The following is a 24,253-nucleotide window of genomic DNA, read 5'->3' on the forward strand; positions in this document are numbered from 1 at the left end:
GGTGCTTTCGTCCGTCGTCCCGGTCCGCCCACACGCCGGAGGCGGACCCACCGCCCACCCCCTCGGCGCACACGAACGGGGCGGGGCCGCGGTCCGCCGCCGCACCCCCGCCCCACGCGGGCGGCCGCGGTCCACCCGCGCCCCGCCCACGACCGGCCCTAACGCTTCATGCCGTGCTCGATCGCCTCGATGATGCGCGGCCGCATCTCGGCGGCGCTGATGATCGCGTCCACCGAACCCACCTCGACCGCGCGCTGGATGCTGTGCACCCGGTCGAACTCCGCGGCGACCTCGCCGAGCTTCTCCGCCCGCACCGAGGACTGCGTCTCGGCCAACCGGGCGTTGAGCGCGGCCCGCTCGGCACCGCTGGCCGCCGACACCTGCTCCTGGAGCCCGGTCACCCGCGGGTCGCTCGCGGTACGCGTGTTGACCTCACCCGCGAACACCACGGCCGCCGCCGGGGCCCCGCCCAGCACCGAGGCGAACGAGCCCTCCAGCGCGAGCACCGTCATGTTCGGGTTGAGCGCCTTGGAGAACACCACGAACGCGCCGCCGTGGTAGCGCGAGATCACGCAGAACACGATCGGGCCGTCGAAGTTGACGATCGCCCGGCCGATCTCGGCCCCGTACTCCAGCTGGAGCTTGCGCAGCGACTCCGGTGAGCCGTCGAACCCCGACAGGTTGGCCAGCACCACCAGCGGCCGGTTGCCCGACGCCGCGTTGATCGCCCGCGCCACCTTCTTGGACGAACGCGGGAACAGCGTGCCCGCCGTGTAGGTGTCGGGGCCGTCGGTGGGCGGGAAGCCGTGCCGCGGCACCGACCGCGACTCGATCCCCACCAGGCACACCGGCCAACCGCCGATGTGCACGTCCTGCACCGCCGCCGTGTCGGCGTCGGCCATGCCCGCCCAGCGCTCCAGCACCGCGTGGTCCTGGTCCGAGAGCGCCCGCATCACCGTGCGGATGTCGAAGGGCTTCTTGCGGTCCGGGTTGTGCTCGGCGGAGAAGATCTCGCCGACGGTGGCGAAGTCGCTGCCCGCCACCGCGTGCGGGAACACCGAGACGTCGCGGTCGACCGGGTCCAGGGTCCTGGCCCGGCGCGGCGCCTCCTCCCCCGGCACGACGTAGGTGTGGTCGTAGTGCGCCATGAGGATCTCACGGGCCGAGGCCAGGTTCGGCGCCCAGTACTGCGCCTGCCCGTTGGGGCCCATCACCCGGTCGTAGCCGCCGATGCCGAAGTTGTCCTCGGCCGACACCCCGCCGGAGAAGTCCAGCGACTGCTTGCCGGTGAGCACCATCGCCGAGTCCGGCGTCATCACCAGGATGCCCTTGGTGTGCATGAGCATCGTCGCCTCGGCGTTCCAGTACGGCTGGGCGCCGACGTTGATGCCCGCGACCACGATGTTGATCTCGCCGCCGTCCTGGGTGAACTCCACGATCCGCTTGAGCGCGGCCGCGACCCAGTCCATGTTCTCGGTGCCCGAGGACATCGAGATCCGCGCGCCCGCCGACAGCGCGAACCACTCCAGCGGCACCCGCATCGACTCGGCCAGGTCCAGCGCGGCGATCACCCGCGAGCACTCGGGCTCCGAGAGCGCGCCCAGCGCCTTGGTCGGGTCGCCCAGCAGCACCACGCGCGTGACCCCCTCGGGGTGGCGCATGGTCGGCGTGGTGACCACACCGGCCACGATCGCCGCGGAGTTGTGCCCGCGCGGCCGGTCCACCGGGACCAGCACACCGTTGTCGTCCAGGTCGTACTCGGTGAAACCGCCGCCCGGACCCGACAGCAGGCCGGTCAGCTCGTAGGGGTAGACGGTCCCGCGCCGGGCCGCGCGCAGCACCTTCTGGCGGTAGTCGTCCAGCGGCAGCACCGGCTCGGTCGAGGGCTCCTCGACGTGGACCCGCGCGTCCTGGCCCTGGTCCAGGCTGATGCGCACCGCGACCTCGGTCAGCTCACCGGAGGAGGTGCGCTGGCGGGCCAGGAACTGGACCTCCTCCAGCCCCGCCCCGGCCGTGGTCGGCAGCAGCCGCTGGACCAGCGTGTCCAGCTCCTCGGAGGTCAGCTCGGTCGCCGGCCACACGTACATCATGATGCGGTTGGTGTCGAAGCGCCGGTTCTGCGGGCGCTGCGCCTGGATGTTGCGGATCGCGTCCAGGCACCCGGTGACCGTGTCCTCCAGCGCGGGCAGCGCGATCAGGCGCCCGTCCGCCTCGCGCAGCGGCGTCAGGTCGCGGACCTGGCCCATCGCGAAGAGGCGCTCGTCGGCCGGGTTGCTCTTGGCCACCGCCCGGAACAGGTAGATCTCCTCGTCGGCCGAGGGCAGCCGGGTGAGGTCGAACTCGCGCAGGCGCTGCAACTGCAGGCGCCGCGCGATCTGCGGGTGCAGACCCCGGATCAGCCGGTCCTCGGCGAAGCCGTCCCCCTCGGGCCGGAAGGTGAAGTGGTGGTGCATCACCGCGCCGCTGGTACCGGCGACGGTGGCGGTGACCCGGCGCACACCCGCGGGCAGCGGGTGCTCGGCCAGCAGCCCCCCGAGCCGCACCGCCATCGCGTCGGCGTCGGGCTGGCCCTCCCAGGTGAGGTAGAGGTCGGCCACCAGGCCGCGCTCGGCCACGTCGGCGGCCAGCTCACCGACCGCCCCGAGGGCGTCGGGCAGGGCGGCGATGTCGACGGCGGTCGTGACCACGCGCGTCAGGCCGCCCGCGCCGTTGTGCTCGGCGGTGACGAACCGGCAGCCCCCGACCTCGCGCGCGGCGACCCGGGACAGCCCGCGGTTGCCGTAGTAGCGGCGGGTCAGCACCTCCAGCAGCGGGACGTGGTCGCGCCCGGCCCGCCCCATGCGCTGGCCGACCAGCCGCACCAGCGGCTCGGCGCTGGCCACCATGGCCTGGATCCGCTCCGCCCGGTCCGGCGCGTCCGGGTCGCGGTCCAGGTGGCGCAGGTCGTCGCGCACCGCGGCGTAGACCCGGGCCCGGTTGCGGCGCAGCAGCGGCTGGGCGAACCAGCGGAAGACCACACCGCGGGCCAGGTCCGACACCGTGGGGAAACGCACCTGCGTGGCCTCCACCAGGTGCTCCAGGGCCAGCCCGGCGCGCTCGCTGAGCGCCTCCGCGGGCGGCCCGCCCGCCAGCCAGCGGCGCAGCAGCTCCGACACGATCGCCAGCGCGGCGCCCGTGTTCTGCTGGGCCAGGAAGATCCGGAAGACCGCGGCCTCCAGCTCCGGCGTGCGGTCCAGGTCGGAGACCCCGTAGTGGGCCAGGACCCGGGTGAGCTTGGCCTGGAAGCCCTCGCTCACCCCGGCGCGCTCCACGTCCAGGCTCTGCAGGTAGCTGTGGAAGAACTCGCGCGGGCTGTGCACCGAGCTGTGCGGCTCGGTGTCGGGCTCCCCGCCCGGCTTGTTGCGGCTCAGCTCGCACAGGTCGGCGAACACCGTGAACAGGTCCAGCTCGCCCTCGACCGGACGACCGCCCAGCTCGGCGCGCGCGACCAGGTAGTCGGCCAGCACCCGCCCGCGGTCGTGCGGGTCGGCGTCGAAGCCCAGCAGCAGACCGCGCAGGTCCTGTAGGCCGCGCTCCACGCGCTCGGCCGCGGACGCCTCCCCGGCCTCCTCGGGCAGCTCGATCGCCACGGCCTCCGAGCCCGACTCCGCCTCCTCGGCGTCCCCGTCGGACAGCGGCTCCAACCGCATCAGCGGCGCACCGGTCTCGACCTGGCTGCCCACCGACACCGGGCACTCGCGCACCCGGGCGCGGAACGGCGCACGCAGCACCGTCTCCATCTTCATGCTCTCCAGCACCAGGACGGGCGCGCCGGACTCGACCTCGTCGCCCACCGCCAACGGCGTCGCCACCACCAGGGCGGGCGCCGGGGAGCGGAGCACACCGCCCTCGTCGCGGCTGATCCGGTGCGTGACGCCGTCCACCTCGACCAGGTGCACCGGCCCGTGCGTGGCCGACACCAGCCGGAACCGGCGGCCGTTGACCACGATCTGGCCGCTGTGCGCGTCGAAGCGCTCGACCTCCACGTCCGCCGGGTGCACGTCGCCGCCTCCGGAGACGCCGACGCGGAACCGCCGGTGCCCGACCCTGGCCACGCTCACCCGGTAGCCCACGCCGCGCAGCTTCAGGTCCAGCGGACGGCCGCTCTCGTGCTGCACCTGCGGGCGGCCGCCGTGCGCGGTGGACAGCAGCCGCTGGCGGCTGACCTCCTCCTCGTCCTGGTAGGCCTCGATCGCGGCCGCGGCCAAGGCCACCGCGGAGTGGCGGTGGCTGACCAGGCGCCCCTGGGCGCGCACGCGGTCGATCCAGCCGGTGTCGGCGCTGGCGTCGATCACCTCGGGCTGGTCCAGCAGGTCGAGCACGAAGCTCTTGTTGGTCGCGCCGCCCTCGATGATCACCGTGGTCTCGGCCATCGCGCGGCGCAGCCTGGCCAGCGCCTGCTCGCGGTCGCGGCCGTAGGCGATGACCTTGGCGATCATCGAGTCGAAGTCGGCCGGGATGGTGTTGCCCTCGCGCACACCGGTGTCCACGCGCACGCCCGGACCGGAGGGCAGGACCAGGCGCGCGATGCGGCCCGGGGCGGGCGCGAAGTCGCGGTCGGGGTCCTCGGCGTTGAGCCGGGCCTCGACGGCGTGGCCGGACTCGACCGGCTGGGGGCCCTCCAGCCTGCCGCCGCTGGCCACGTGCAGCTGGAGCCGGACCAGGTCGGTGCCGGTGGTGATCTCGGTGATCGGGTGCTCGACCTGGAGGCGGGTGTTGACCTCCAAGAACGCGAACAGCTTCTCACCCGGGTGGTACAGGAACTCGACGGTGCCCGCGCCGCGGTAGTCCACGGCCAGCGCCAGCCGCTCGGCCGACGCCTTCAGGTGCGCGGTCTGCTCCGCGTCCAGGACCGGGGAGGCCGACTCCTCGATGATCTTCTGGTTGCGCCGCTGCACCGAGCAGTCGCGCACCCCCAGCGCCCACGCCGTGCCCTGTCCGTCGGCGATGATCTGGACCTCGACGTGGCGGGCGCCGGTGACCAGGCGCTCCAGGAAGACCACGCCGGAGCCGAAGGCGCGCAGCGCCTCCTGGCTGGTGCGCTCGTAGGCCTCGGCCAGGTCCTCGCCCGAGGCGACCATGCGGATACCGCGACCGCCGCCGCCCGCGGTCGCCTTGAGCATCAGCGGGTAGCCGATCTCCTCACCGGCGCGCAGCGCCTCCTCCAGGGTGGCGACCTCGCCGCGGCTCCACGGCGCGACCGGGACGCCGACCTCCTCGGCGATCAGCTTGGCGCCGATCTTGTCGCCGAGCTTGCGCATGGCCTCGGCGCTGGGCCCGACGAAGGTGACGCCGATCCTCTCGCACAGCTCGGCGAAGGCCGGGTCCTCGGCGACGAAGCCCCAGCCCACCCACGCCGCGTCGGCGCCGGTCTGGACCAGCGCGCGCTCCAGGACGGCGTGGTCGAGGTAGGGACGGGCCGAGGCGGGACCCAGCGAGTAGGCGACGTCGGCCTCGCGGACGAAGGTGGCGTCGCGGTCGGCGTCGGTGTGGAGGGCCACCGTCTCGATCCGCGTGCCGGTTTCCGCTGAGAGGTCCCGGACAGCGTGGATGAGCCGCATCGCGGCCTCTCCACGGTTGACGATGGCGACACGACTGAACACCGGTTGAGCCTCCCAAGTACCACGCGCAGAAGGCGACGTCCGGGTCTCGGAGCGTCGCCTGCACCTACCTTTCTACCCTGGTCGGTTACCGCCCGGTACACCAATGGGCCGAACCACGCATAGCGAAGCCGATGCATTGTGGGAACCCCACAAAAAACGCTCGGCCGCACCGCCCGACCCCCGTTTCACGCGAGGTTCGCCACACCGGAGGGCTGATTCCCGCGGCGGCGGTGACCAGGACGGTGTCCGGTCGGCGAACGCACCGCAATAAAGGACCATTGGCCTATCCAATAGACCAAAGAATGTCCGGCGGGTCGGCCCCACGCTTTTCCCGCGTACCGTTTTCCCGGCCCGCCCGACCTCAGGACAGCGGCGACGGGAACAGCGACCGCCCCGCCACAGAGGCCGGAACCTCCAGCCCCGGCGCCAGTCCCGGATCCGACTCCGGCTCCCCGAACACCTGCCGCACCGGCAGCACCCCCGCCCACACCGGCAGGGCCAGGTCCTCCTCGTCATCCGCCGGCGGCCCCGTCCGCACCTTCACCGACGCCTCCTCCAGCGACAGCGCCAGCACGCGCGTGGCCGCCAACTCCTTCGCGGTCGGCTCCCGGGCCTCCTCCCACCGCCCCGGCGTCAACTGCTCGACCAGCGCGCGCAACCCCTCCAGCCGCTCCCGCTCGTCCTCCACCACCCGCGGCACGCCGTAGACCATCGCGGAGCGGTGGTTGACCGAGTGGTGGAACAGCGACCTGGCCAGCACCAGGCCGTCCAGCAGGGTCACGGTCACACACACCTCACCGCCCGCGCGCAGCGACCGCGCCCCCGTCGAACCGTGCAGGTACAGGGTGTCCCCGATCCGCCCGTAGGCGGTGGGCACCACCATGGGCGCGCCGTCGACCACCACCCCCAGGTGGCACACCATCCCCTCGTCCAGGAGGTCGTACAGGTCGGCCCGGTCGGTGCGGGCCTTGTGCTTGCCGCGGCGCAGCCGGGTGCGTTCTGTCGTGGAGAGCATGACCGTAGCCTAGGAAGCAAGTGGACCTTACGACCATGGCCACTTCTACCCGAAAACGAAGGACCACTGTGCCCCGCCGCCTGGCCGAACCGGCCTTCCACCTCGACCGTTCCGCCGCCCGCCCCCTCACGGCGCAGCTGTCCGACGCACTGCGGGAGGCCATGTCCGGCGGGGCCCTCGCCCCCGGGGAACGCCTGCCCTCCAGCCGCGCCCTGGCCGCGCAGCTGGGCGTGAGCAGGACCGTGGTCACCGAGGCCTACCAGCAGCTCTACGCCGAGGGCTGGCTGGAGGGACGCCACGGCTCGGGCACGTTCGTCGCCCAGGACAGCTCACCTCCCTCCCCCGCCCGGCTCCCCGACGACGGACGCGGCGCCGGTGAGCACACCGTCAGCGGCAACGACGACGACAGCGGACACGGCGCCCCGTCCACCACCGCGGCCCCCGCCGTGCACACCACCGCCCCGCGCCCCTCCCGGGAACAGGCCCGCAGCCAGGGCATGATCGACCTGCGCCCCGGCGCCCCCTGGGTCCGCGACCACGACCGCGCCGCCTGGCGCCGGGCCTGGCGGCACGCGGCCGAACAACCCCTGGACGAGGACCCCGACCCCCGCGGCCTGCCCCGGCTGCGCGCACTCCTGGCCGACCACCTGCGCCGCACCCGCGGAGTACGCATCGGCCCCGAGAACGTCATGGTCACCCGCGGCACCGGCAACGGCCTGGACCTGGTCGGGGCCGCCCTGCTCGGCGCGGGCACCCGCGCGGGCGTGGAGGAGCCCGGCTACCAGAAGGCCCGCACCATCCTGGCCGCCCGCGGAGCCCGCGTGCTCCCCTGCCCGGTCGACCACGACGGCATCCTCACCGAGCACCTGCCCGACGACCTGACCCTCGTCCACACCACACCCGCCCACCAGTACCCGCTCGGCGGACGGCTGCCCGTCCCGCGCCGCGAACGCCTCCTGGCCTGGGCCCGCCGGAACGCGGCGATGATCGTGGAGGACGACTACGACGCCGAGTTCCGCTACGACGTGGCGCCCCTGCCCGCCCTCTACGGCCTGGACCCCGACCGCGTCATCCTGCTCGGCACCCTGTCCAAGACCCTCTCCCCCGACCTGGGCATCGGCTGGATCGTCGCCGAACCCCCGCTGCTGGAACGCCTGGCCGCCGTCCGCCACGACCTGTCGGACCGCACCAGCGTTCCGGTCCAGGCCGCCACCGCCCTGCTGCTCGAACGCGGCGACCTCGACCGGCACCTGCGCCGCATGCGCCTGGAGTACGCCCGCCGCCGCGGGCTGCTGATCGACCTCCTCACCACCCGCCCCGTCGGGGACACCGCGGGCCTGCACGTCCTGCTCCCGTTGCCCGCAGACGCCGTCGCCCCCGTGGTGGCCGAGGCCGCCGAACGGGGCGTGCTGGTGGACGACACCTCGCGGGCCAGCCACGGCGCCCCGACCGTGCACGGACTGGTCCTGGGCTACGGGTCGGCGCACCCCGCCGACCTGCGCCGCGCCTGCGCGGTCCTCAACGAGGCCGTCGCCCGCCACACCGGCCGCACCGCCTGAGCCGGGCGGCGGGAAGCACGCGGGGACGGAGCCGGGCGCGGGCGGCGGAGGGGCACACCGCCGCCTCGCGTGCCGACCGGCCCCGGACCGCGGCCGGTCACACCTCCAGTTCGGTCTGCCCGGGCACCTGGTGCTGCTCCTGGCGGCCACGGCCCAGGCACCTCCGGCACGTCACCGGCCCGGCCGACGGGGACAGCCGCAACGGGTCCACGGCCGCGTGGCAGGCCACAGCGGGCACCGGCACCCCCGCCCACATGTGCGTGGCGAGCGCGTGCACCACCAGGGCGTTGCCGATCCGCACCCCGACCGCTCCCGCCAGCTCCTCCCGGCGGCGGCGCAGGGTCGCGGTCAGGTGCTCCACGGCGGGGTCGCCCCCCTCGTGCCCCTGCCCGCCCATCAGGCCTCGGCCCAGACGCCCAGTTCGTTGCCACTGGGGTCGGTGAAGTGGAAGCGGCGCCCGCCGGGGAAGGCGTAGGGGCCCTGCACCACACGGCCGCCCGCGCCCTCCACAGCCTCGACGGAGCGGTCCAGGTCGGCCGAGTACAGCAGGACGAAGGGGCCTCCCGCGCGCGTCTCCTCGCCCAGCGCGAGGCCGCCCACCTCGGGGGCGTCCGGGCCCTCGGGGTCCTGGATGCCCGCGTAGCCGGGGCCGTAGTCGTTGAAGCGCCATCCGAACGCCTCGGCGTAGAAGCGCCGCGCCCGGTCCAGGTCGGTGACCGTGAGCTCCAGGTAGTCGATGGCGTGGTGTCGGTGTGCTGGCTGTGTCATACGCCGATTCTGGGGCACGGTGCCGACAGTCGTGTCCCGTTGGGGTGCCCGGTTTCGTGAAGAGGCTCCCCCGTTCAATGGAAAAACAGACAAATGGCACCTTTACCACGTAGATTCATAACTTGGACAAGAGGTGTGAAAGACGCGCCATCTGGCCCCATGGCCACCGGGCGGGCGGCCTGTGGCGGTGGGTGCGGGCCGGGTCCCGGGACTGACCTGCAGGGTGTCCGGACTCCGCGCGCGGTCCAGCCGCTGGAGGGGTCCCGGGGTTCGGAACCGGGATAACGCAGGCGAAGCAAGGTTCGGCTAACCTCACCTGGAGGCGGTCCACCCCCGTGCCCCCGAACCAGGAGGAAGAGGTCCCGTGCGCGTCGAACAGCCCGGCCACCGCGCCATGATCCGCACCCGCGTGGTGCGGACCGAGCGCCTGAGCAAGCACTTCGTCACGGTGACCCTGGGCGGCGCCCAGCTGGCCGACTTCGCCTTCCTCGGACGGGACCAGTTCGTGCGCCTGTTCCTTCCCCGCGAGGGCCAGGACCGGCTGCACATGCCCGCCGACGCCGGCAAGCGGTGGTTCGAGCAGCTCCGCGCCATGCCGCCGAGCCGCCAGCCGCACGTGCGCAGCTACTCGGTGCGCCGCTTCGACCCCGAGGCGCTGGAGATGGACATCGAGTTCGTGGACCACGGCGACGCCGGTCCCGCCTCCGCCTGGGCCCGCGCCGCCGCTCCCGGCGACGAGGCGGGCATGCTCGCGGACGGTGTGTACTACGTGCCCTCGGAGGAGGCCGACTGGCACCTGCTCGTCGGCGACGAGAGCGCCGTACCCGCCCTGCTCTCCATCCTCGAACAGGCCCCCGCCCACCTCCGCGGACAGGCCTACCTCGAAGTCCCCAGCACAGACGACATCCGCCCCGTCCAGGCCCCGCCCGGAGTCGACGTGCACTGGCTACCCCGCACCGACCCCCACACCGTCCCCGGACAACTCGCCCTGGAGACCGTACGCACCACCGAGTTCCCCCCAGGACGCCCCTACTGCTTCGTCGCCGGAGAGAACGCCCTCCCCACCGAACTACGCCGCACCCTCGTCCGCCAACACCACATCCCCAAGGACGACATCGCCTTCATCGGCTACTGGCGCCACGGCCGCGCCGCCATGGACTAGGCGCTCCGGGCCCTCCGGTCAGGAATCGAGAAGCGCCGCCCCCGCTCCCCCGTCTAGCGTTGGCACCACGGACCCCACCGGTCACATGGACCGGCACGCGACGGCCGTCGCCCGGCGCTGGTGGGCCGACCCAGACGACGCCGACGCAGAGGCCTCACCCGACCGAGGGAGATCACGATGAGCACGGCCACCAGGGCGGACGCGGAGGCGCCCGAGCCGCACGCCGCCGACAGCCACGACCTGATCCGCGTGTACGGCGCGCGTGAGAACAACCTCCGGGACGTCAGCGTCGAGATACCCAAACGCCGCCTGACCGTGTTCACCGGCGTCTCCGGCTCGGGCAAGAGCTCCCTGGTGTTCAACACGATCGCCGCGGAGTCGCAGCGGATGATCAACGAGACCTACAGCGCCTTCGTGCAGGGCCTCATGCCGACGATGGCCCGGCCCGACGTCGACGTCCTCGACGGGCTGACCACGGCGATCATCATCGACCAGGAGCGGATGGGCGCCAACGTCCGCTCCACGGTGGGCACCGCCACCGACGCCAACTCGCTGCTGCGCATCCTCTTCAGCCGCCTCGGGAAACCGCACATCGGCTCGCCCAACGCCTTCGCGTTCAACGTCGCCTCGGTCCAGGCCAGCGGCGCCATCAGGGTGGGCACCGGCAAGGCCGTGAAGCAGACCTTCAGCCGCACCGGCGGCATGTGCACGCACTGCGAGGGCCGGGGCACGGTCTCCGACATCGACCTGACCCAGCTCTACGACGACTCCAAGTCGATCGCCGAGGGCGCGTTCACCATCCCCGGCTGGAAGTCGGACAACTTCTGGACGGTGCGGGTCTACGCCGAGTCGGGCTTCGTGGACCCCCACAAGCCGATCCGCGACTACACCGAGGCGGAACTCGCCGACTTCCTCCACAAGGAACCGGTCAAGGTGAAGATCGAGGGCGTCAACCTCACCTACGAGGGGCTGATCCCCAAGATCAGGAAGTCGTTCCTGTCCAAGGACCAGGAGGCGATGCAGCCGCACATCCGGGAGTTCGTGGACCGGGCGGTCACCTTCACCGCCTGCCCCGAGTGCGACGGCACCCGCCTCAGCGAGGAGGCCCGGTCCTCCAGGATCCGCGGGATCAGCATCGCCGACGCGTGCGCGATGCAGATCAGCGACCTGGCCGCGTGGGTCCGCGGGCTCGAAGAACCCTCCGTGGGGCCGCTGCTGGAGAAACTGGGGCACACGCTCGACTCCTTCGTGGAGATCGGGCTGGGCTACCTCTCACTCGACCGCTCCTCGGGCACGCTCTCGGGCGGCGAGGCGCAGCGCACCAAGATGATCCGCCACCTGGGCTCCTCGCTCACCGACGTCACCTACGTCTTCGACGAACCCACCGTGGGACTGCACCCGCACGACATCGAGCGGATGAACCGCCTGCTGCTGCGGCTGCGCGACAAGGGCAACACCGTGCTCGTCGTGGAGCACAAGCCGGAGACCATCGCGATCGCCGACCACGTGGTCGACCTCGGCCCCGGCGCCGGTGACGACGGCGGGCGGATCGTCTTCGAGGGCGGCGTCGGGGGGCTGCGCGCCAGCGGCACCCTCACCGGCCGCCACCTCGACGACCGGGCCCGGCTCAAGCCGCGGGTGCGCACGCCCCGGGGCGCCCTGGAGATCCGCGGCGCCGACGCCAACAACCTGCGCGGCGTGGACGTGGACGTGCCGCTGGGCGTGCTGTGCGTGGTGACCGGCGTGGCGGGCAGCGGCAAGAGTTCGCTGGTCCACGGGTCGATGCCCGCGGGCGCGGGCGTGGTGTCGGTGGACCAGGGCGCGATCCGCGGCTCGCGGCGCAGCAACCCGGCCACCTACACCGGGCTGCTCGACCCGGTCCGCAAGGCCTTCGCCAAGGCCAACGGCGTCAAACCGGCGCTGTTCAGCCCCAACTCCGAGGGCGCCTGCCCGGCCTGCAACGGAGCAGGGGTGCTCTACACCGACCTGGCCATGATGGACACGGTGGCCTCGCCGTGCGAGGAGTGCGAGGGCAGGAGGTTCCAGCCGCAGGTGCTGGAGTACCGCCTGGGCGGCCCGGACGGCGGCCGCGACATCAGCGAGGTGCTCGCGATGTCGGTGGCCGAGGCGCACGCGTTCTTCGACGGCGAGGGGGCGAAGGTACCCGCGGCCGCGCGGATCCTGCGGCGTTTGGAGGAGGTCGGCCTGGGCTACCTCCGGGTCGGCCAGCCGCTGACCACCCTGTCCGGCGGCGAGCGGCAGCGGCTCAAGCTGGCCGTCCACATGGCCGGGGAGGGCGGCGTCTACGTCCTGGACGAGCCGACCAGCGGCCTGCACCTGGCCGACGTCGAGCAGCTGCTCGGCCTGCTCGACCGGCTCGTCGACTCGGGGAAGTCGGTCGTGGTCGTCGAACACCACCAGGCGGTCATGGCGCACGCCGACTGGATCATCGACCTCGGCCCCGGGGCGGGCCACGACGGCGGGCGGGTCGTGTTCGAGGGCACGCCCGCCGACCTCGTCGCCGCCCGCTCCACCCTCACCGGCGAGCACCTCACGGCCTACGTCGGCGCCTGACCGGCCCGCGCGCGAAGCAGGCGGCCCCGGCCGGTCCCGCGCCCGTCCAGTACCGGGGCGGGTCCGTGACCGGCCGGGCGGCGGGCCGGGTCCGGGAGGGCCCCGCCGCCGGGGCCTCAGCCCGCGGTGGTGACCTCCAGCAGCGAGCCCACGCGCTCCACCGTCAGCCGGGACTCGCGGCGCAGGGCGGCGGTGTCCATGCCCTCGTCGCCCAGCACGACGAGCAGGGCCTCCATCCCGACCGCGTAGACGACCGCGTAGCCGCCCTGGCAGCGGGTGACGACCTCGCGCAGCGGCCCCAGCCCCGTCTCGTCACCGGTGCGCTTTCCCAGGCCCAGGGAGGCGGCGGCGAGCGCGGCCAGCGCGTGGGGACGTCCGCCCTGGATGTCGGAGGCCACCAGCATGCCGTCGGAGGCGGCCACGGCGCTGTCGGTCACGCCGACGACGTGCTCGCGCAGCCGCGCCAGCTCCTCGGCGATCTGCCCCTGAACCATCTACTCGCTCCCGTGCTCGTCGGTCGGCCGCGGCGCGCGGCCGGTGTGGGCGTCCAGGTCCTGTAGTGCGCGGCGCACCCTCTCCAGGGGCACCGCGGCGCGCTGCGCGCGGCGCAGGGCGGCGATGGGCCCCGGTTCGGGCTCCTTGGGACCGAACAGGCCCGGCCGGGGGCGCGGCCCCCGGGGCACCGGGGAGGGGGTGCGCTTGGGCAGTGCGGTCAGGCCGCCCGCCTCGTGTCCCCCGGCGGGCGGTTCGCCGCCGCGGGCCGGACAGGGGTGTCCGGTCGTGCTCATCGGGCCGCCTCTTCCCCGACCGCCGCGGCCGTCCCGTGGTCGGCGCCCAGTGAGCGCAGGCGTTCGCGCACGCTCCCGGGGACCGGGACAGAGGAGGACGGGGGCGCGGGGCGCACGGTGTTGGCCCCCGGACGCCGCTTGGCCAGCGCGGACGGGCCCTCGTCCGGGGCGGCGGCCTCGGGCGTGCGGCGGGTGAGGCCGTCCGCCCCGCCGGGGGCTGCGGCCTCCAGCAGCCCGCGTTCGGTGAGGCGCGCGACGTCGGCCATGACCCCGGTCAGTCCCCGCCCCAGGGCGAAGGCCAGGTCCCGGGGGGTGCGTCGGCCGTTGGCCTGGGTGAGCAGGAGCCGGTAGGCGGAGGGGAGGAAGTCGTGCACCGGCCCGGCGGGCACGGGGCGGCGGCGGACCAGGTCCGCGGGCGCGCCCCACCGGTCGGCGAGGAAGGCCAGGCGGCGCCCGGCCTCGGCCAGCACCTCCTCGGGGTCCAGGCCGGGTTCCAGGCCCAGCAGCGGCGGCGCGGCGTCGGAGAGCACGGCCTCCACCCGGGGTCCGGGGGACAGGCACAGCGCCAGGACGCCGTCCGCCAGCGCCGTGGCGCACGCCAGTTCCAGTACCGCGGCCGAGACCGCGCCGCGGTCCAGCAGTTCGCGGGCCAGGCTGTCGGTGTGGGCGGCCGCCTCGTAGGCGGCGGCCCAGACCCCGGCGGGGACCGCGCCGGATCTGACCAGGAGGGTCTCGGGTGTGGGCGCGGCCGGTGTGGTGACGGCGGTGACGCGTCCGGCGGCCAGGTGGACCAGGGCCTCGGGCTGGCCGGTCAGGCGCAGGGCTCCGGTGAACCCCTCCTCGCGGGCGCGGAGCAGGGGCTCGGCCAGGGCCCGCGGGGGCGCGGCGGCGCTCATGACAGCAGCGCCGCGGTGTGCTCGTCGGCCTGGAGGCGGGCCAGCGCGAGGTTGGTCCGCGCGCGGTCGAAGACCAGGACGAGCAGGGCGTCGTCCGCGCCCGGGGAGGGCACGGCGCGGGTCAGCACGTGGTGCCCGTCGGTGGTGACCACGCTCTCCTGGACCTCCGGTTCGCGGGAGGCCAGGGCCAGGTCGAGGGCCAGGTGGTGGGAGTCCGCGACGTGCTCGGGGTCGGGCAGCGCCGACACCGCACCCGACCGCGCGTGCGCCTGACCCGTCGCGCGGTCCACGAGCATCGCGGCCACGACCCCGTCACAGCTCAGGTAACGCTCCGTGGATACAGCTGTGCTCGACACGTGCCCCCCGGTGTCTGGTTGCCTCCAAAAGACATTTAACAGTCAAAGAGGAGCAAAGAGAACACACTGTGGTAACGATGGACTCCCGCCACAAACTGTCCACTTACGCACCCTCCGGGCGTTTCGCTAATTTTCGTCATGTATCGCCGCTCCTGCGGTGGACACCGAGCGTGAGGAGACGCCATGAACGCCGACGCGGCGATGAAGGAAGCCATGGGGATCGAGGGCGCCATCGGCGTAGCGGTCGTCGACTACGAGAGCGGCATGTCCCTGGGCACCATGGGCGGGGGCGGCCACTTCGACCTGGAGATGGCCGCGGCGGCCAACACCGAGGTCGTGCGCGCCAAGACGCGCGCCCTGGGCGCGATCGGCCTCGACGACCGCATCGAGGACATCCTCATCACGCTGAGCAGCCAGTACCACCTCATCCGCCTGCTGGAGAAGTCGCACGGCAGCGTCTTCCTCTACCTGGCGCTGGACCGTCAGCGCGCCAACCTGGCCATGGCCCGCCACACCCTCCGGCGCGTGGAGAGCGAACTCCAGCTGTGACCCGGCCCGTCCCGCGCCCGGGGCGGCGCGGGTACGGACGACGCCCCCTCCCGGACTCCCCGCCCCGGCACCCGCGCTCCGAACGGCGCTGACCCGGCCGCGTGCGGCGCTGACCGCGCCCGGCCGGGTGCGCTGGCGCGCCGACCGAAGGCGCGGTCAGCGGGAGAGCGGCTCCCCGTCGTCCGGCGCGCCCCGCCAGCTGCGCCACAGGTCGGCATAGCGCCCCCCGCTGGCGACCAGTTCGGCGTGCGTCCCCTGCTCGACGACGCGGCCCCGGTCCATGACCACCACGCGGTCGGCGGTCTGCGCCTGGGTCAGCCGGTGCGCCACCACCAGCGTGGTGCGCCCGGCGGTGGCCGCGGCGGCGGCGCGCTCCAGTCGCCGGGCGCCGGAACTGCCCGCCTCGGCGGTGGCCTCGTCCAGGACGGCCACGTCCGGGTCGGCCAGCACCAGCCGGGCCAGTGCCAGGTGCTGGGCCTGCTCGGCGGTCAGGGCGTGCCCGCCCTCGCCGACCACCGTGTCCAGTCCCTCGGGCAGGGCGCGCACCCACTCCAGGGCGCCGACGGCCTCCAGGGCGGCCTCCGCCTCGGCCGCGTCGGCCCCGGCGCGGGCCAGGCGCAGGTCCTCCAGCAGGGTTCCGGCGAACACGTGGGTCTCCTGGCTGACCAGGAAGACGTGCTCGCGCACCCGCCGCTCCCCCAGCTCCTCCAGGGGGATCCCGCCCAGGTAGACGGTTCCGGCCGTGGGCGTGCGCAAGCCGCTGACCAGGGCGGCCAGCGTGGTCTTGCCCGCGCCGCTGGCCCCGACCAGGGCCACGCGCTCACCCGGGGCGACCTCCAGCGACACCTCCTCCAGCGCGGCCGGGCCGCCGGTGCCGTAGGAGTGGGTGACCCCCGCGACGCGGACCGAGGAACCGGCCGGGCCCTCCTCCGCGCCCGGGTCGGCCTCCACCGGGAGGTCGACCACACCGGCCAGGCGGGCCAGGCTCGCCCCGGCCGACTGCACCTCGTTGAAGTTCATGACCAGGAAGATCAGCGGGCCGAACAGGCGGTGGAAGTACAGGGCGGCGGCGGTGACCATGCCGACGCTGGCCAGGTCGGCGCGCACCAGCCAGAACCCGGCCACCAGCACCGAGGTCAGTCCGACGCACTCGGCGGCGTTGAGCCGCGACCCGAAACGGGTGAACAGCCGGAACACCGACACCGTGATGTCCATGGCGGCGGCCGAGCGGTCGCGCACCCGGGACTCGTGCTCGTCCTCCAGGCGGTAGGCGCGCACGGCGGAACGCCCGCGCAGGGCTCCCATCATCGCGTGCGAGCGCTCTCCCATGGCCACGCGCTCGCGGGCGTAGTAGGGGCCCGAGCGGGGCAGGTACCAGCGCACGGCCGTCACGTAGACCGGCACGCAGAGCATCGCGGCCAGGCCCAGGCGCCAGTCCAGGGCGGTGATGCCCACCGCGGTCAGCAGGACGGTGGCCAGGGCCACGACGGCGTCGGGGCCGCTGCGGGCGATGCTGGCGGTGACCACGGCGACGTCGTCGCCGACCCGGGAGAGCAGGTCGCCGATGCGCACCCGCTCCAGGCGGGCGGCGGGCATGCGCAGCACGCGGTCCATGACGCTTTCGCGCAGGCGGGCCAGGACGGTCTCGCCGACCCGGCTGACCAGCCAGCTGCCCACGCCCGTGAGCAGGCCGCCGAGCAGCCCCGCCCCGGCGATGAGCAGGACCGAGGACAGGACGGTGTCCAGCCCCCGCTGCGCCGAGATGTCGTCGACCATCCGGCCCAGCACCCAGGGGGCGACCAGTCCGGCGGCGCTGCCCGCGAGCACGGTGGCCAGGGCCAGCGGGGCGCCCCAGCCGGTGCCGCGCACCCCCTCGCCCAGCACGGCCCACGTGCGGCGGGCCGAGGCGGTGGGGAGCAGTTCCCCGTGTTCGCTCGCGGAGTCCTCCACCGGCGTGCTCATCGGTCGTCCTCGGGGTCGTGGGGGCGGGGAAGGGGAGCGCGGCGCCCCGGGTCGGCGGTCGGCGGCGGGGCGCTCCGGCGTGCCGCGAACGGCCGTGAGGCGCACCGCGATGGGGCGCACCGCGTCGGCGCCGCGCCCGGTGGGGCGGTCATCGCAGCACCGCCTCGCGGTAGTCCGCGTCCTCCTCGACCAGCCGCGCGTGCGTGCCCGTGCACCGCACCCGCCCCTCGGCCAGCACCACGACGCGGTCGGCACGGGCCAGCAGCGCCGGGCTGTTCGCCACGACCAGGGTGGACCTGGCCGCACCCGCGCGGGCGGCGGCCGTGCCCCGGGCGATGGCCTCCTCGGTGACCGCGTCCACGGCGGTGGTGGGATCGTGCAGCACCAGGACGGGCGGGTCGGCGACCAGGGCGCGGGCCAGGGCCACGCGCTGGCGCTGTCCGCCGGAGAGGTTGGCCGCGCGGTCGGCGACCGGCCGGTCCAGGCCCTCGGGGTGGCCCTCGACCAGGTCCGCGGCCGAGGCGGCGCGCAGGGCGTCCAGCAACCGCTCCTCGTCGCCGTCCGCGCCGGTGTCCAGGTTGGAGCGCAGGGTGCCCTCGAACAGGGTGGTCCCGTGCTCCTCCACCAGGACCGCCTCGCGCAGGGCGTCCAGGGCGAGTTCGGGGACGGGGACGCCGCCCACCGTGAGCGTGCCGTCCAGGGCCGCGGGTTCGGCCCGGCCAGAGAGCAGTTCCAGCAGCGCCTCGGCGTCGCGGGGGTCGGTGGTGAGCACGCCGACGAGTTCGCCGGGGGCGAGTTCGAGGTCCACCCCGCGCAGCGTGCGGTAGCTGACCCCGGACAGCGCGACCACGGGCTCCTCCGCGCAGGCGCGCTCGCCCGGGGTGACCGCGTCGGGGGCGTTGAGCAGGCGCACCAGCCGCCGGGCGGAGGCGCGGGCGGTGGCGAACAGCTGGCCGACCATGCCCAGACTCTGCACGGGTTCGGCCAGGAACTGGGCGAGGCCGATGACGGTGACGAGTTCGCCGACGCTGAGGCGTCCCTGGAGGGCCATCCACCCGGCCACGCCCGCCACGCAGGCCAGGAAGACGGCGCTGGCGGCGGTGACCAGGCCGCGGTAGACACCGTTGCTGGCGGCGGCGCCGACCGAGGCGTCCAGGGCCAGGGTGCTGGCCCTGCGGTAGCGGGCGGCCGCGTTGTGCCGCGCCCCGATGCCCATGAGGACGCGCAGGCCGCTGACCAGGTCGGTGGCCAGGGCGGTGGCCCCGGCGGCGGTGGCCTGCTTGGCCTCGCTGCGCCGGGTGATGCGGGCGGCGGGCAGGCGCAGGAGCAGCATGAGCAGGGGGACGCCGACCAGGACGCCGATCCCCAGGGGCACGTCCACGGCCAGGAGCGCGACGGTGGTGACGATGATGGCGACCGCCACGGCGATCGAGGCCGACCAGGCGCGCACGTACAGGGCGGCCTGCTCGGCGTCGGAGGTGGCCACCGACAGGACCTCGCCCGCGCGCAGGCCGCTGCGCTCGCCGCGCGGGTCCAGGGCGCGGCGGGCGGCCTCCACCCGCAGCAGGTGCGCCTCGTTCTCGACGGCGCGCAGGGTGAAGCGGGCGCCGTTGCGGTAGGCCTGGGCCAGGACGGTGAAGAGCACGACCATGCCCGCGACGCAGACCGCGAGGGCGCCGACGTCGCCGGAGAAGACGGCCCAGTCGATGGTCAGGCCGATGGCCACCGGGACGAGGGCCTCGGCGACCTGGTGCAGGGAGAGCAGGACCACGCCGACGAGGACGCGGCCGCGGTTGCGCCGCAGGGTGCGGCGGCGCAGGGCGCGCACGCTGTCGGGGACCTCACCCCCGGAGACGCTGGGGGAGCGCCGTTCGCGCTCGGCGGCGGGGGCTGTCGCGGGGGCGGCGCTCATACGGCGCGTCCGCTCGGCGCGGGGCGCGCGGCCCCGTACAGACGTCTACTCATCCGATGTCCTGTTCCCCCCGCTGTGTCGTGCCCTGGGCAAGGCTAGTGGGCTGGCGGAGCGCCCGCGGAACCGGGAAGGAGCGCCCCCGGACCACCGTGCCACACCAAGCTTGGTTAGGCTAACCTTTCCCGAGTCGGCATACGGTCACAGCACCCCGAGACCGGACGAACCCGACATCCGCCGCTCTCCGACCCGAACGAAGGGGCCGCGCCTTGCGCATCAGGTATCCGAGCCACCGCAGCATGATCCGCACCCGGGTGGCGCGCACCGAGCGGACCAGCGAGCACTTCCTCACCGTGACGCTCACCGGCGAGGAGCTGACCGGGTTCGAGTTCCTGGGCCTGGACCAGTGCACGCGGATCCTCTTCGCCCGGCCGGGCCAGGAGAGGCTGCACCTGCCCGTCGCCGACAGCGGCGGCGACGGCAACGGGTGGGTGGCCGCGTTCCGCGCCATGCCCGACGACGTGCGCCCGCACGTGCGCAACTACACCGTCCGCCGCTTCGACGCCGAGGCGCTGGAGCTGGACATCGAGTTCGTCGCGCACGGGGACGAGGGCCCGGCGTCGGCGTGGGCGCTGGCCGCGCGGCCCGGCGACGAACTGGGCCTGTACGCCGAGGGGATCTACTACCTGCCGCCGGAGGAGGCCGACTGGCACCTGCTCGTCGGCGACGAGAGCGCCGTGCCCGCCCTGCTCTCCATCCTCGAACAGGCCCCCGCCCACCTGCGAGGACAGGCCTACCTCGAAGTCCCCTGCCCCGAAGACGTACGCCCCGTCCAGGCCCCGCCCGGAGTGGACGTGCACTGGCTCGCCCGCACCGACCCCCACGCCATCCCCGGACGACTCGCCCTGGAGACCGTACGCACCGCCGAGTTCCCCCAGGGACGCCCCTACTGCTTCGTCGCCGGAGAGAACGCCCTCCCCACCGAACTACGCCGCACCCTCGTCCGCCAACACCACATCCCCAAGGACGACATCGCCTTCATCGGCTACTGGCGCCACGGCGTGGCGGCCTACTCGTGACGGTGTGACCCTCGACACGGCACCGGCCCGCGAGGAGCGCCGCGCGGCCCCGCCGACGACCGTGCACAACGGGCTTCACCGGCATACGCGGTTTTCCACGCCCTCCCACCACGGGCTTGCGCAAAACGGACGACTCCAGCACCATAACCTTGCTTAGGCAAGGCTAAGCTCATCCACTCGACCGAATGAGGCCCCATGAACCCCGGTCCGCTGAACCGCGGCGGCGCGATCGCCGCCGGCGCGCTCTCCCTCCTGCTGCTCGCCGCCTGCGGCGGCCAGACCTCCGGCTCCGAGGAGGGCGGCTCGGACGGCGAGGTCGCCGAGGGGTACCCGGTCACCGTCGAGACCATCTTCGGCGACGTGGAGATCGCGGACAAGCCGACCAACGTCGTCGCCATGGGCTGGTCCGACGCCGAGACTGCGCTGGCGCTGGGCGTGCAGCCGGTCGGCGTGGCCGACTGGCAGGCCTACGGCGGCACGGGCGTGGGCCCGTGGGCGGCCGACATGTTCGAGGAGGAGCCGGTCCAGCTCGGCACCATGGAGCCGAACCTGGAGGCGATCGCCTCCCTGGAGCCCGACGTCATCCTCGACACCCGCTCCGACAACAGCCAGGAGCGCTACGACACGCTCTCTCCGGTGGCCCCCGTGGTCGGCCCGCCGCCCGGGGTGGAGGTCACCTACGGCACCACCTGGCAGCAGCAGACCCGACAGGTCGCCCAGGTGGTCGGCGAGCAGGAGCGCGCCGAGGAGCTCATCGAGGAGCTGGAGGGCCGCTTCGCCCGGATCCGCGAGGAGAACCCCGAGTTCGCCGACATGACCCTGACCGTGGGCGCCTACTTCGACGGCCAGTACGGCGCCTACGTGCCCGGCGACTCCCGGGTGGACCTGCTCCAGGAGCTGGGCTTCCAGTACGAGCCCGAGGTCGAGGAGATGGCCGACGGCGCCTTCTACGTCGACCTGAGCCCGGAGCGGCTGGAGGTCCTGGACGCGGACCTGACGGTCATGTTCCCCATCGGCGGCACGGCGGACCACCTGCGCGAGGACCCGGTGCTCCAGGGCATCCCCTCCGCCGAGGACGGCCGACTGGTCATCCTGGACGACCCGGAGCTGGCCAACGCCTTCTCCAGCGGTTCGTACCCGGGCATCTCCCACGCGCTGGACGAGCTGGTCCCGCTGCTCCAGGAGACCCTGAACGGCTGACGCCCCGCCTGCCGGGCCCCGTGGAGCGCGCGCTCCGCGGGGCCCGTCGTCGTCGGGCCCCCGGAGGCCGACGGCCGCGCGGCTCGCGCTTTCGTCCCGGCGGCCCATGCAGGAACGCGGGGGCGCGGGCGTCCGGAGCGCCTGGGCAGGGACGCCCGAAACACCCGTCTCCGCGAGCACGAGGACGTGGGCCGCCCGCCGTGTGGTGCGTGACCCGAATCCGGCCCGACCCCGTGAGCACGAGGGCTTGGGACTCAGGCGCCGGGACACGGCGCGCCCCACAGGTCCTCTCCCCCACGAAGACCACACCACCCCAAAAGCACACAGACCACATATTTCACCCCAGCCCCATGGGAGCGATCCCAACTTTTTCGCGCGACCCCCTTGTCCGCGAACGGTCGCGTACGTACAGTCACTTAACGCTTGTTCAGTGGGCGTCCGCCCACGCGGGCAAGCCCCTCGCGGCACGTGCGGGACCCGCTATTTCGCACGCGTCGCGGCGCCGGGCTCGCCCGTCCCCCCGCTCACCGGAGTACGCCATGACCAAGAGCGCCCGCCGCAGTACCCGCCGCACCGCCACCGTCGCCACGGCGGTGACCGCCTCCGCCGCGCTGGCCGCGGCGATCCTCACCGCACCGCAGTGGACCGGAGCCGACGTGGACGAGGCCAACGCCGAACTCAGCGCCGCGCCCGGGGACGTCGTCTGGTCCGACGAGTTCGACGGCGCCGCCGGAAGCGCCCCCGACCCCGCCAACTGGAACCACGAGACCGGCGCCCACGGCTGGGGCAACAACGAACTCCAGAACTACACCGACAGCCGCGCCAACTCCGCCCTCGACGGCAACGGCAACCTCGTCATCACCGCACGCAAGGAAGCGGACGGCGCCTACACCTCCGCCCGCATGACCACCCAGAACAAGGTCGAACACGCCTACGGCCGCATCGAGGCCCGCATCAAGATCCCCCGCGGCCAGGGCATCTGGCCCGCCTTCTGGATGCTCGGCGCCGACTTCCCCGACACCCCCTGGCCCAACTCCGGCGAGATCGACATCATGGAGAACATCGGCCGCGAACCCCACCTGGTCCACGGCACCCTCCACGGCCCCGGCTACTCCGGGGGCAACCCCCTGACCGGCTCCTACATGCACCCGCAGGGCTGGTCCTTCGCCGACGACTTCCACACCTTCGCCGTCGACTGGAGCCCCGGCTCCATCACCTGGTCCGTGGACGGCAACGCCTACCACACCCTCACCAGCGCCGACGTGGGCGGCAACCCGTGGGTCTACGACCAGCCCTTCTTCATGATCCTCAACATCGCCGTGGGCGGTGACTGGCCCGGCTACCCCGACGGCACCACCCAGTTCCCCCAGCAGATGGTCGTCGACTACGTCCGGATCTACGAGAACTAGTCCGGACGAACGGAGGAGAACAGAACGGCGCCCCGGGCCGGATCCCCCCGGCCCGGGGCGCCCGCCTCCGGCGGGTCAGGGCCGGAAGACGACCTTGAACACGCCGTCCTGCTTCTTCTGGAACTTCTCGTAGGCCAGCGAGGCCGCGTCCAGGCCCACGTGGTGGGTGGCGAAGTCGTCCACCCCCAGCGGGTCGGACCCCTCCAGCAGCGGCAGGATCTCCGGCACCCACCGGCGCACGTTGGCCTGCCCCATCCGCAGCTGGATCTGCTTGTCGAAGAGCGTGAGCATCGGCATCGGGTCGGCCATGCCGCCGTACACGCCGATCAGGGAGACGGTCCCGCCGCGCCGCACCAGGTCGATGGCGGTGTGCAGGGCGGTCAGCCGGTCCACCCCGGCCGTCTCCATCATCTTGGCCGCCACGCCCCGGGGCATGAGGTTGGCCACGCGCTGCGCGAACTTGACCGAGCCGTGCCCGGCCGCCTCCATGCCGACCGCGTCGATGACCGCGTCCGGGCCTCGCCCGTCCGTGCGGTCGCGGATCTCCTGGACCACGTCGTCGGTGCCCTTGGAGGAGTCGAACACCTCCACGTCCCGGGCGGCGGCGCGGGCGCGCCGTTCCGGCACCGGGTCCACGCCGAACACCCGGCCCGCGCCCAGGTGGCGGGCGACCCGGCAGCACATGTCGCCGATCGGCCCCAGCCCCAGGACGGCCACCGACCCGCCCTCGGGGACGTCGGCGTAGCGGACGGCCTGCCAGGCGGTCGGCAGCACGTCGGACAGGAACAGGTAGCGGTCGTCGGGGCCCTGGTCGGGCACCGGGACCGCGGTGGTCTCGGCTCGCGGAACCCGCAGGTACTCGGCCTGCGCGCCGGGCACCGCGCCGTAGAGCTTGCTGTAGCCGAAGAGCGCGGCGCCCATGCCCTGCTCCTCGACCTGGGTGTTCTCGCACTGGCTCTGGAGGCCGGTGTCGCACATGAGGCAGTGCCCGCAGGAGATCTGGAAGGGGATGACGACCCGCTGGCCGGGGGTGAGGGAGGTGACGCCGGAACCGACCTCCTCGACCACGCCCATGGGTTCGTGTCCGAGGATGTCCCCCGGGGTCATGAACGGCCCGAGCACCTCGTACAGGTGCAGGTCCGATCCGCACAGGCCCGAACTGGTGATCCGGACGAGGGCGTCACCGGGCTCCTCGATCCGCGGATCGGGAACGGTCACGGTGTCGACGTTCCTGGTCCCGTTCCACACCACTGCCTTCATTGGTTCCCCCTGGTCTCACGACGGTGGCGGGCGTCGCCTGGGGAGCGCGCGGCCCCCTGGACTGCCCTCGGCCACTACCCGGCCCGTGTCCGCGGAAACGGGAGTCGCGGGCGCCCCGGAACCGG

Annotated in this window: 18 protein-coding genes; 7 read left to right on the forward strand and 11 right to left on the reverse strand. The window is 73.8% G+C overall.

Annotated features, from left to right (window positions below; genetic code table 11):
* Positions 1-158: 158 nt before the first annotated feature.
* Both G011_RS0119730 and G011_RS0119735 read right to left on the reverse strand, forming a co-directional pair.
* A complete protein-coding gene (locus G011_RS0119730; protein ID WP_026338464.1) occupies positions 159-5,642 on the reverse strand; it encodes a biotin carboxylase N-terminal domain-containing protein in 5,484 nt (1,827 codons plus the stop codon).
* Positions 5,643-6,003: 361 nt separating this feature from the next.
* Complete coding sequence (locus G011_RS0119735) at positions 6,004-6,657, reverse strand: pyridoxamine 5'-phosphate oxidase family protein (RefSeq protein ID WP_019610007.1); 654 nt, start codon at positions 6,655-6,657, stop codon at positions 6,004-6,006.
* Between the two features lie 68 nt (positions 6,658-6,725).
* Here G011_RS0119735 and G011_RS0119740 point away from each other — a divergent pair, with 68 nt between their 5' ends.
* Positions 6,726-8,216 (forward strand): PLP-dependent aminotransferase family protein, encoded by a 1,491-nt coding sequence (locus G011_RS0119740; RefSeq protein ID WP_019610008.1) that lies wholly within the window; start codon positions 6,726-6,728, stop codon positions 8,214-8,216.
* A gap of 97 nt (positions 8,217-8,313) precedes the next feature.
* Here the strand turns inward: G011_RS0119740 and G011_RS0119745 are convergent, their stop codons facing one another.
* Positions 8,314-8,613 carry a hypothetical protein gene (locus G011_RS0119745; protein WP_019610009.1) on the reverse strand — a complete coding sequence of 100 codons (300 nt, stop codon included), beginning with the start codon at positions 8,611-8,613 and terminating at the stop codon, positions 8,314-8,316.
* Positions 8,613-8,984, reverse strand: a complete 372-nt coding sequence (locus G011_RS0119750) for a VOC family protein (RefSeq protein WP_019610010.1) — start codon at positions 8,982-8,984, stop codon at positions 8,613-8,615. The genes G011_RS0119745 and G011_RS0119750 overlap by 1 nt, the downstream gene beginning before the upstream one ends.
* A gap of 364 nt (positions 8,985-9,348) precedes the next feature.
* On the opposite strand from G011_RS0119750, the gene G011_RS0119755 reads away from it, so the two are divergent.
* Positions 9,349-10,146 (forward strand): siderophore-interacting protein, encoded by a 798-nt coding sequence (locus G011_RS0119755; protein WP_019610011.1) that lies wholly within the window; start codon positions 9,349-9,351, stop codon positions 10,144-10,146.
* Positions 10,147-10,323: 177 nt separating this feature from the next.
* Complete coding sequence (locus G011_RS0119760; RefSeq protein WP_019610012.1) at positions 10,324-12,720, forward strand: excinuclease ABC subunit UvrA; 2,397 nt, start codon at positions 10,324-10,326, stop codon at positions 12,718-12,720.
* 116 nt (positions 12,721-12,836) lie between these two features.
* Here G011_RS0119760 and G011_RS0119765 read toward each other — a convergent pair whose 3' ends face one another.
* The 4 genes from G011_RS0119765 to G011_RS0119780 are packed head-to-tail and all read right to left on the reverse strand — an operon-like array spanning position 12,837 to position 14,760.
* Positions 12,837-13,214 carry a roadblock/LC7 domain-containing protein gene (locus tag G011_RS0119765; protein WP_019610013.1) on the reverse strand — a complete coding sequence of 126 codons (378 nt, stop codon included), beginning with the start codon at positions 13,212-13,214 and terminating at the stop codon, positions 12,837-12,839.
* Positions 13,215-13,508 (reverse strand): hypothetical protein, encoded by a 294-nt coding sequence (locus G011_RS0119770; protein ID WP_013152634.1) that lies wholly within the window; start codon positions 13,506-13,508, stop codon positions 13,215-13,217.
* A complete protein-coding gene (locus G011_RS30050) occupies positions 13,505-14,404 on the reverse strand; it encodes a hypothetical protein (RefSeq protein ID WP_026338465.1) in 900 nt (299 codons plus the stop codon). The genes G011_RS0119770 and G011_RS30050 overlap by 4 nt, the downstream gene beginning before the upstream one ends.
* Positions 14,401-14,760 carry a hypothetical protein gene (locus G011_RS0119780; protein WP_231391535.1) on the reverse strand — a complete coding sequence of 120 codons (360 nt, stop codon included), beginning with the start codon at positions 14,758-14,760 and terminating at the stop codon, positions 14,401-14,403. Before G011_RS0119780 ends, G011_RS30050 begins: the two co-directional genes overlap by 4 nt.
* 183 nt (positions 14,761-14,943) lie before the next feature.
* Here G011_RS0119780 and G011_RS0119785 point away from each other — a divergent pair, with 183 nt between their 5' ends.
* On the forward strand, positions 14,944-15,309 hold the full coding sequence (locus G011_RS0119785; RefSeq protein WP_013152631.1) for a hypothetical protein: 366 nt from the start codon (positions 14,944-14,946) through the stop codon (positions 15,307-15,309).
* A gap of 156 nt (positions 15,310-15,465) precedes the next feature.
* Here G011_RS0119785 and G011_RS0119790 read toward each other — a convergent pair whose 3' ends face one another.
* Together G011_RS0119790 and G011_RS0119795 are read right to left on the reverse strand one after the other, a co-directional pair.
* Positions 15,466-17,271 (reverse strand): ABC transporter ATP-binding protein, encoded by a 1,806-nt coding sequence (locus G011_RS0119790; RefSeq protein WP_019610015.1) that lies wholly within the window; start codon positions 17,269-17,271, stop codon positions 15,466-15,468.
* Positions 17,272-17,419: 148 nt separating this feature from the next.
* Entirely contained in the window at positions 17,420-19,183 is a 1,764-nt protein-coding gene (locus G011_RS0119795) for an ABC transporter ATP-binding protein (RefSeq protein ID WP_019610016.1), read from the reverse strand.
* 296 nt (positions 19,184-19,479) lie between these two features.
* Between G011_RS0119795 and G011_RS0119800 the strand changes: the two genes are divergently transcribed.
* From G011_RS0119800 to G011_RS0119810, 3 genes are all read left to right on the forward strand, one after another.
* Entirely contained in the window at positions 19,480-20,259 is a 780-nt protein-coding gene (locus G011_RS0119800; protein ID WP_019610017.1) for a siderophore-interacting protein, read from the forward strand.
* 195 nt (positions 20,260-20,454) lie between these two features.
* Positions 20,455-21,459 carry an iron-siderophore ABC transporter substrate-binding protein gene (locus G011_RS0119805; RefSeq protein WP_019610018.1) on the forward strand — a complete coding sequence of 335 codons (1,005 nt, stop codon included), beginning with the start codon at positions 20,455-20,457 and terminating at the stop codon, positions 21,457-21,459.
* Between the two features lie 539 nt (positions 21,460-21,998).
* The gene (locus G011_RS0119810; RefSeq protein ID WP_019610019.1) at positions 21,999-22,868 is read left to right on the forward strand and encodes a family 16 glycosylhydrolase; all 870 of its coding nucleotides are present in this window, start codon (positions 21,999-22,001) and stop codon (positions 22,866-22,868) included.
* A gap of 75 nt (positions 22,869-22,943) precedes the next feature.
* Here G011_RS0119810 and G011_RS0119815 read toward each other — a convergent pair whose 3' ends face one another.
* A complete protein-coding gene (locus G011_RS0119815; RefSeq protein WP_026338466.1) occupies positions 22,944-24,128 on the reverse strand; it encodes an alcohol dehydrogenase catalytic domain-containing protein in 1,185 nt (394 codons plus the stop codon).
* Positions 24,129-24,253: the final 125 nt, after the last annotated feature.

The sequence above is a fragment of the Nocardiopsis sp. CNS-639 genome (genome assembly GCF_000381685.1).
GTDB lineage: Bacteria > Actinomycetota > Actinomycetes > Streptosporangiales > Streptosporangiaceae > Nocardiopsis > Nocardiopsis dassonvillei.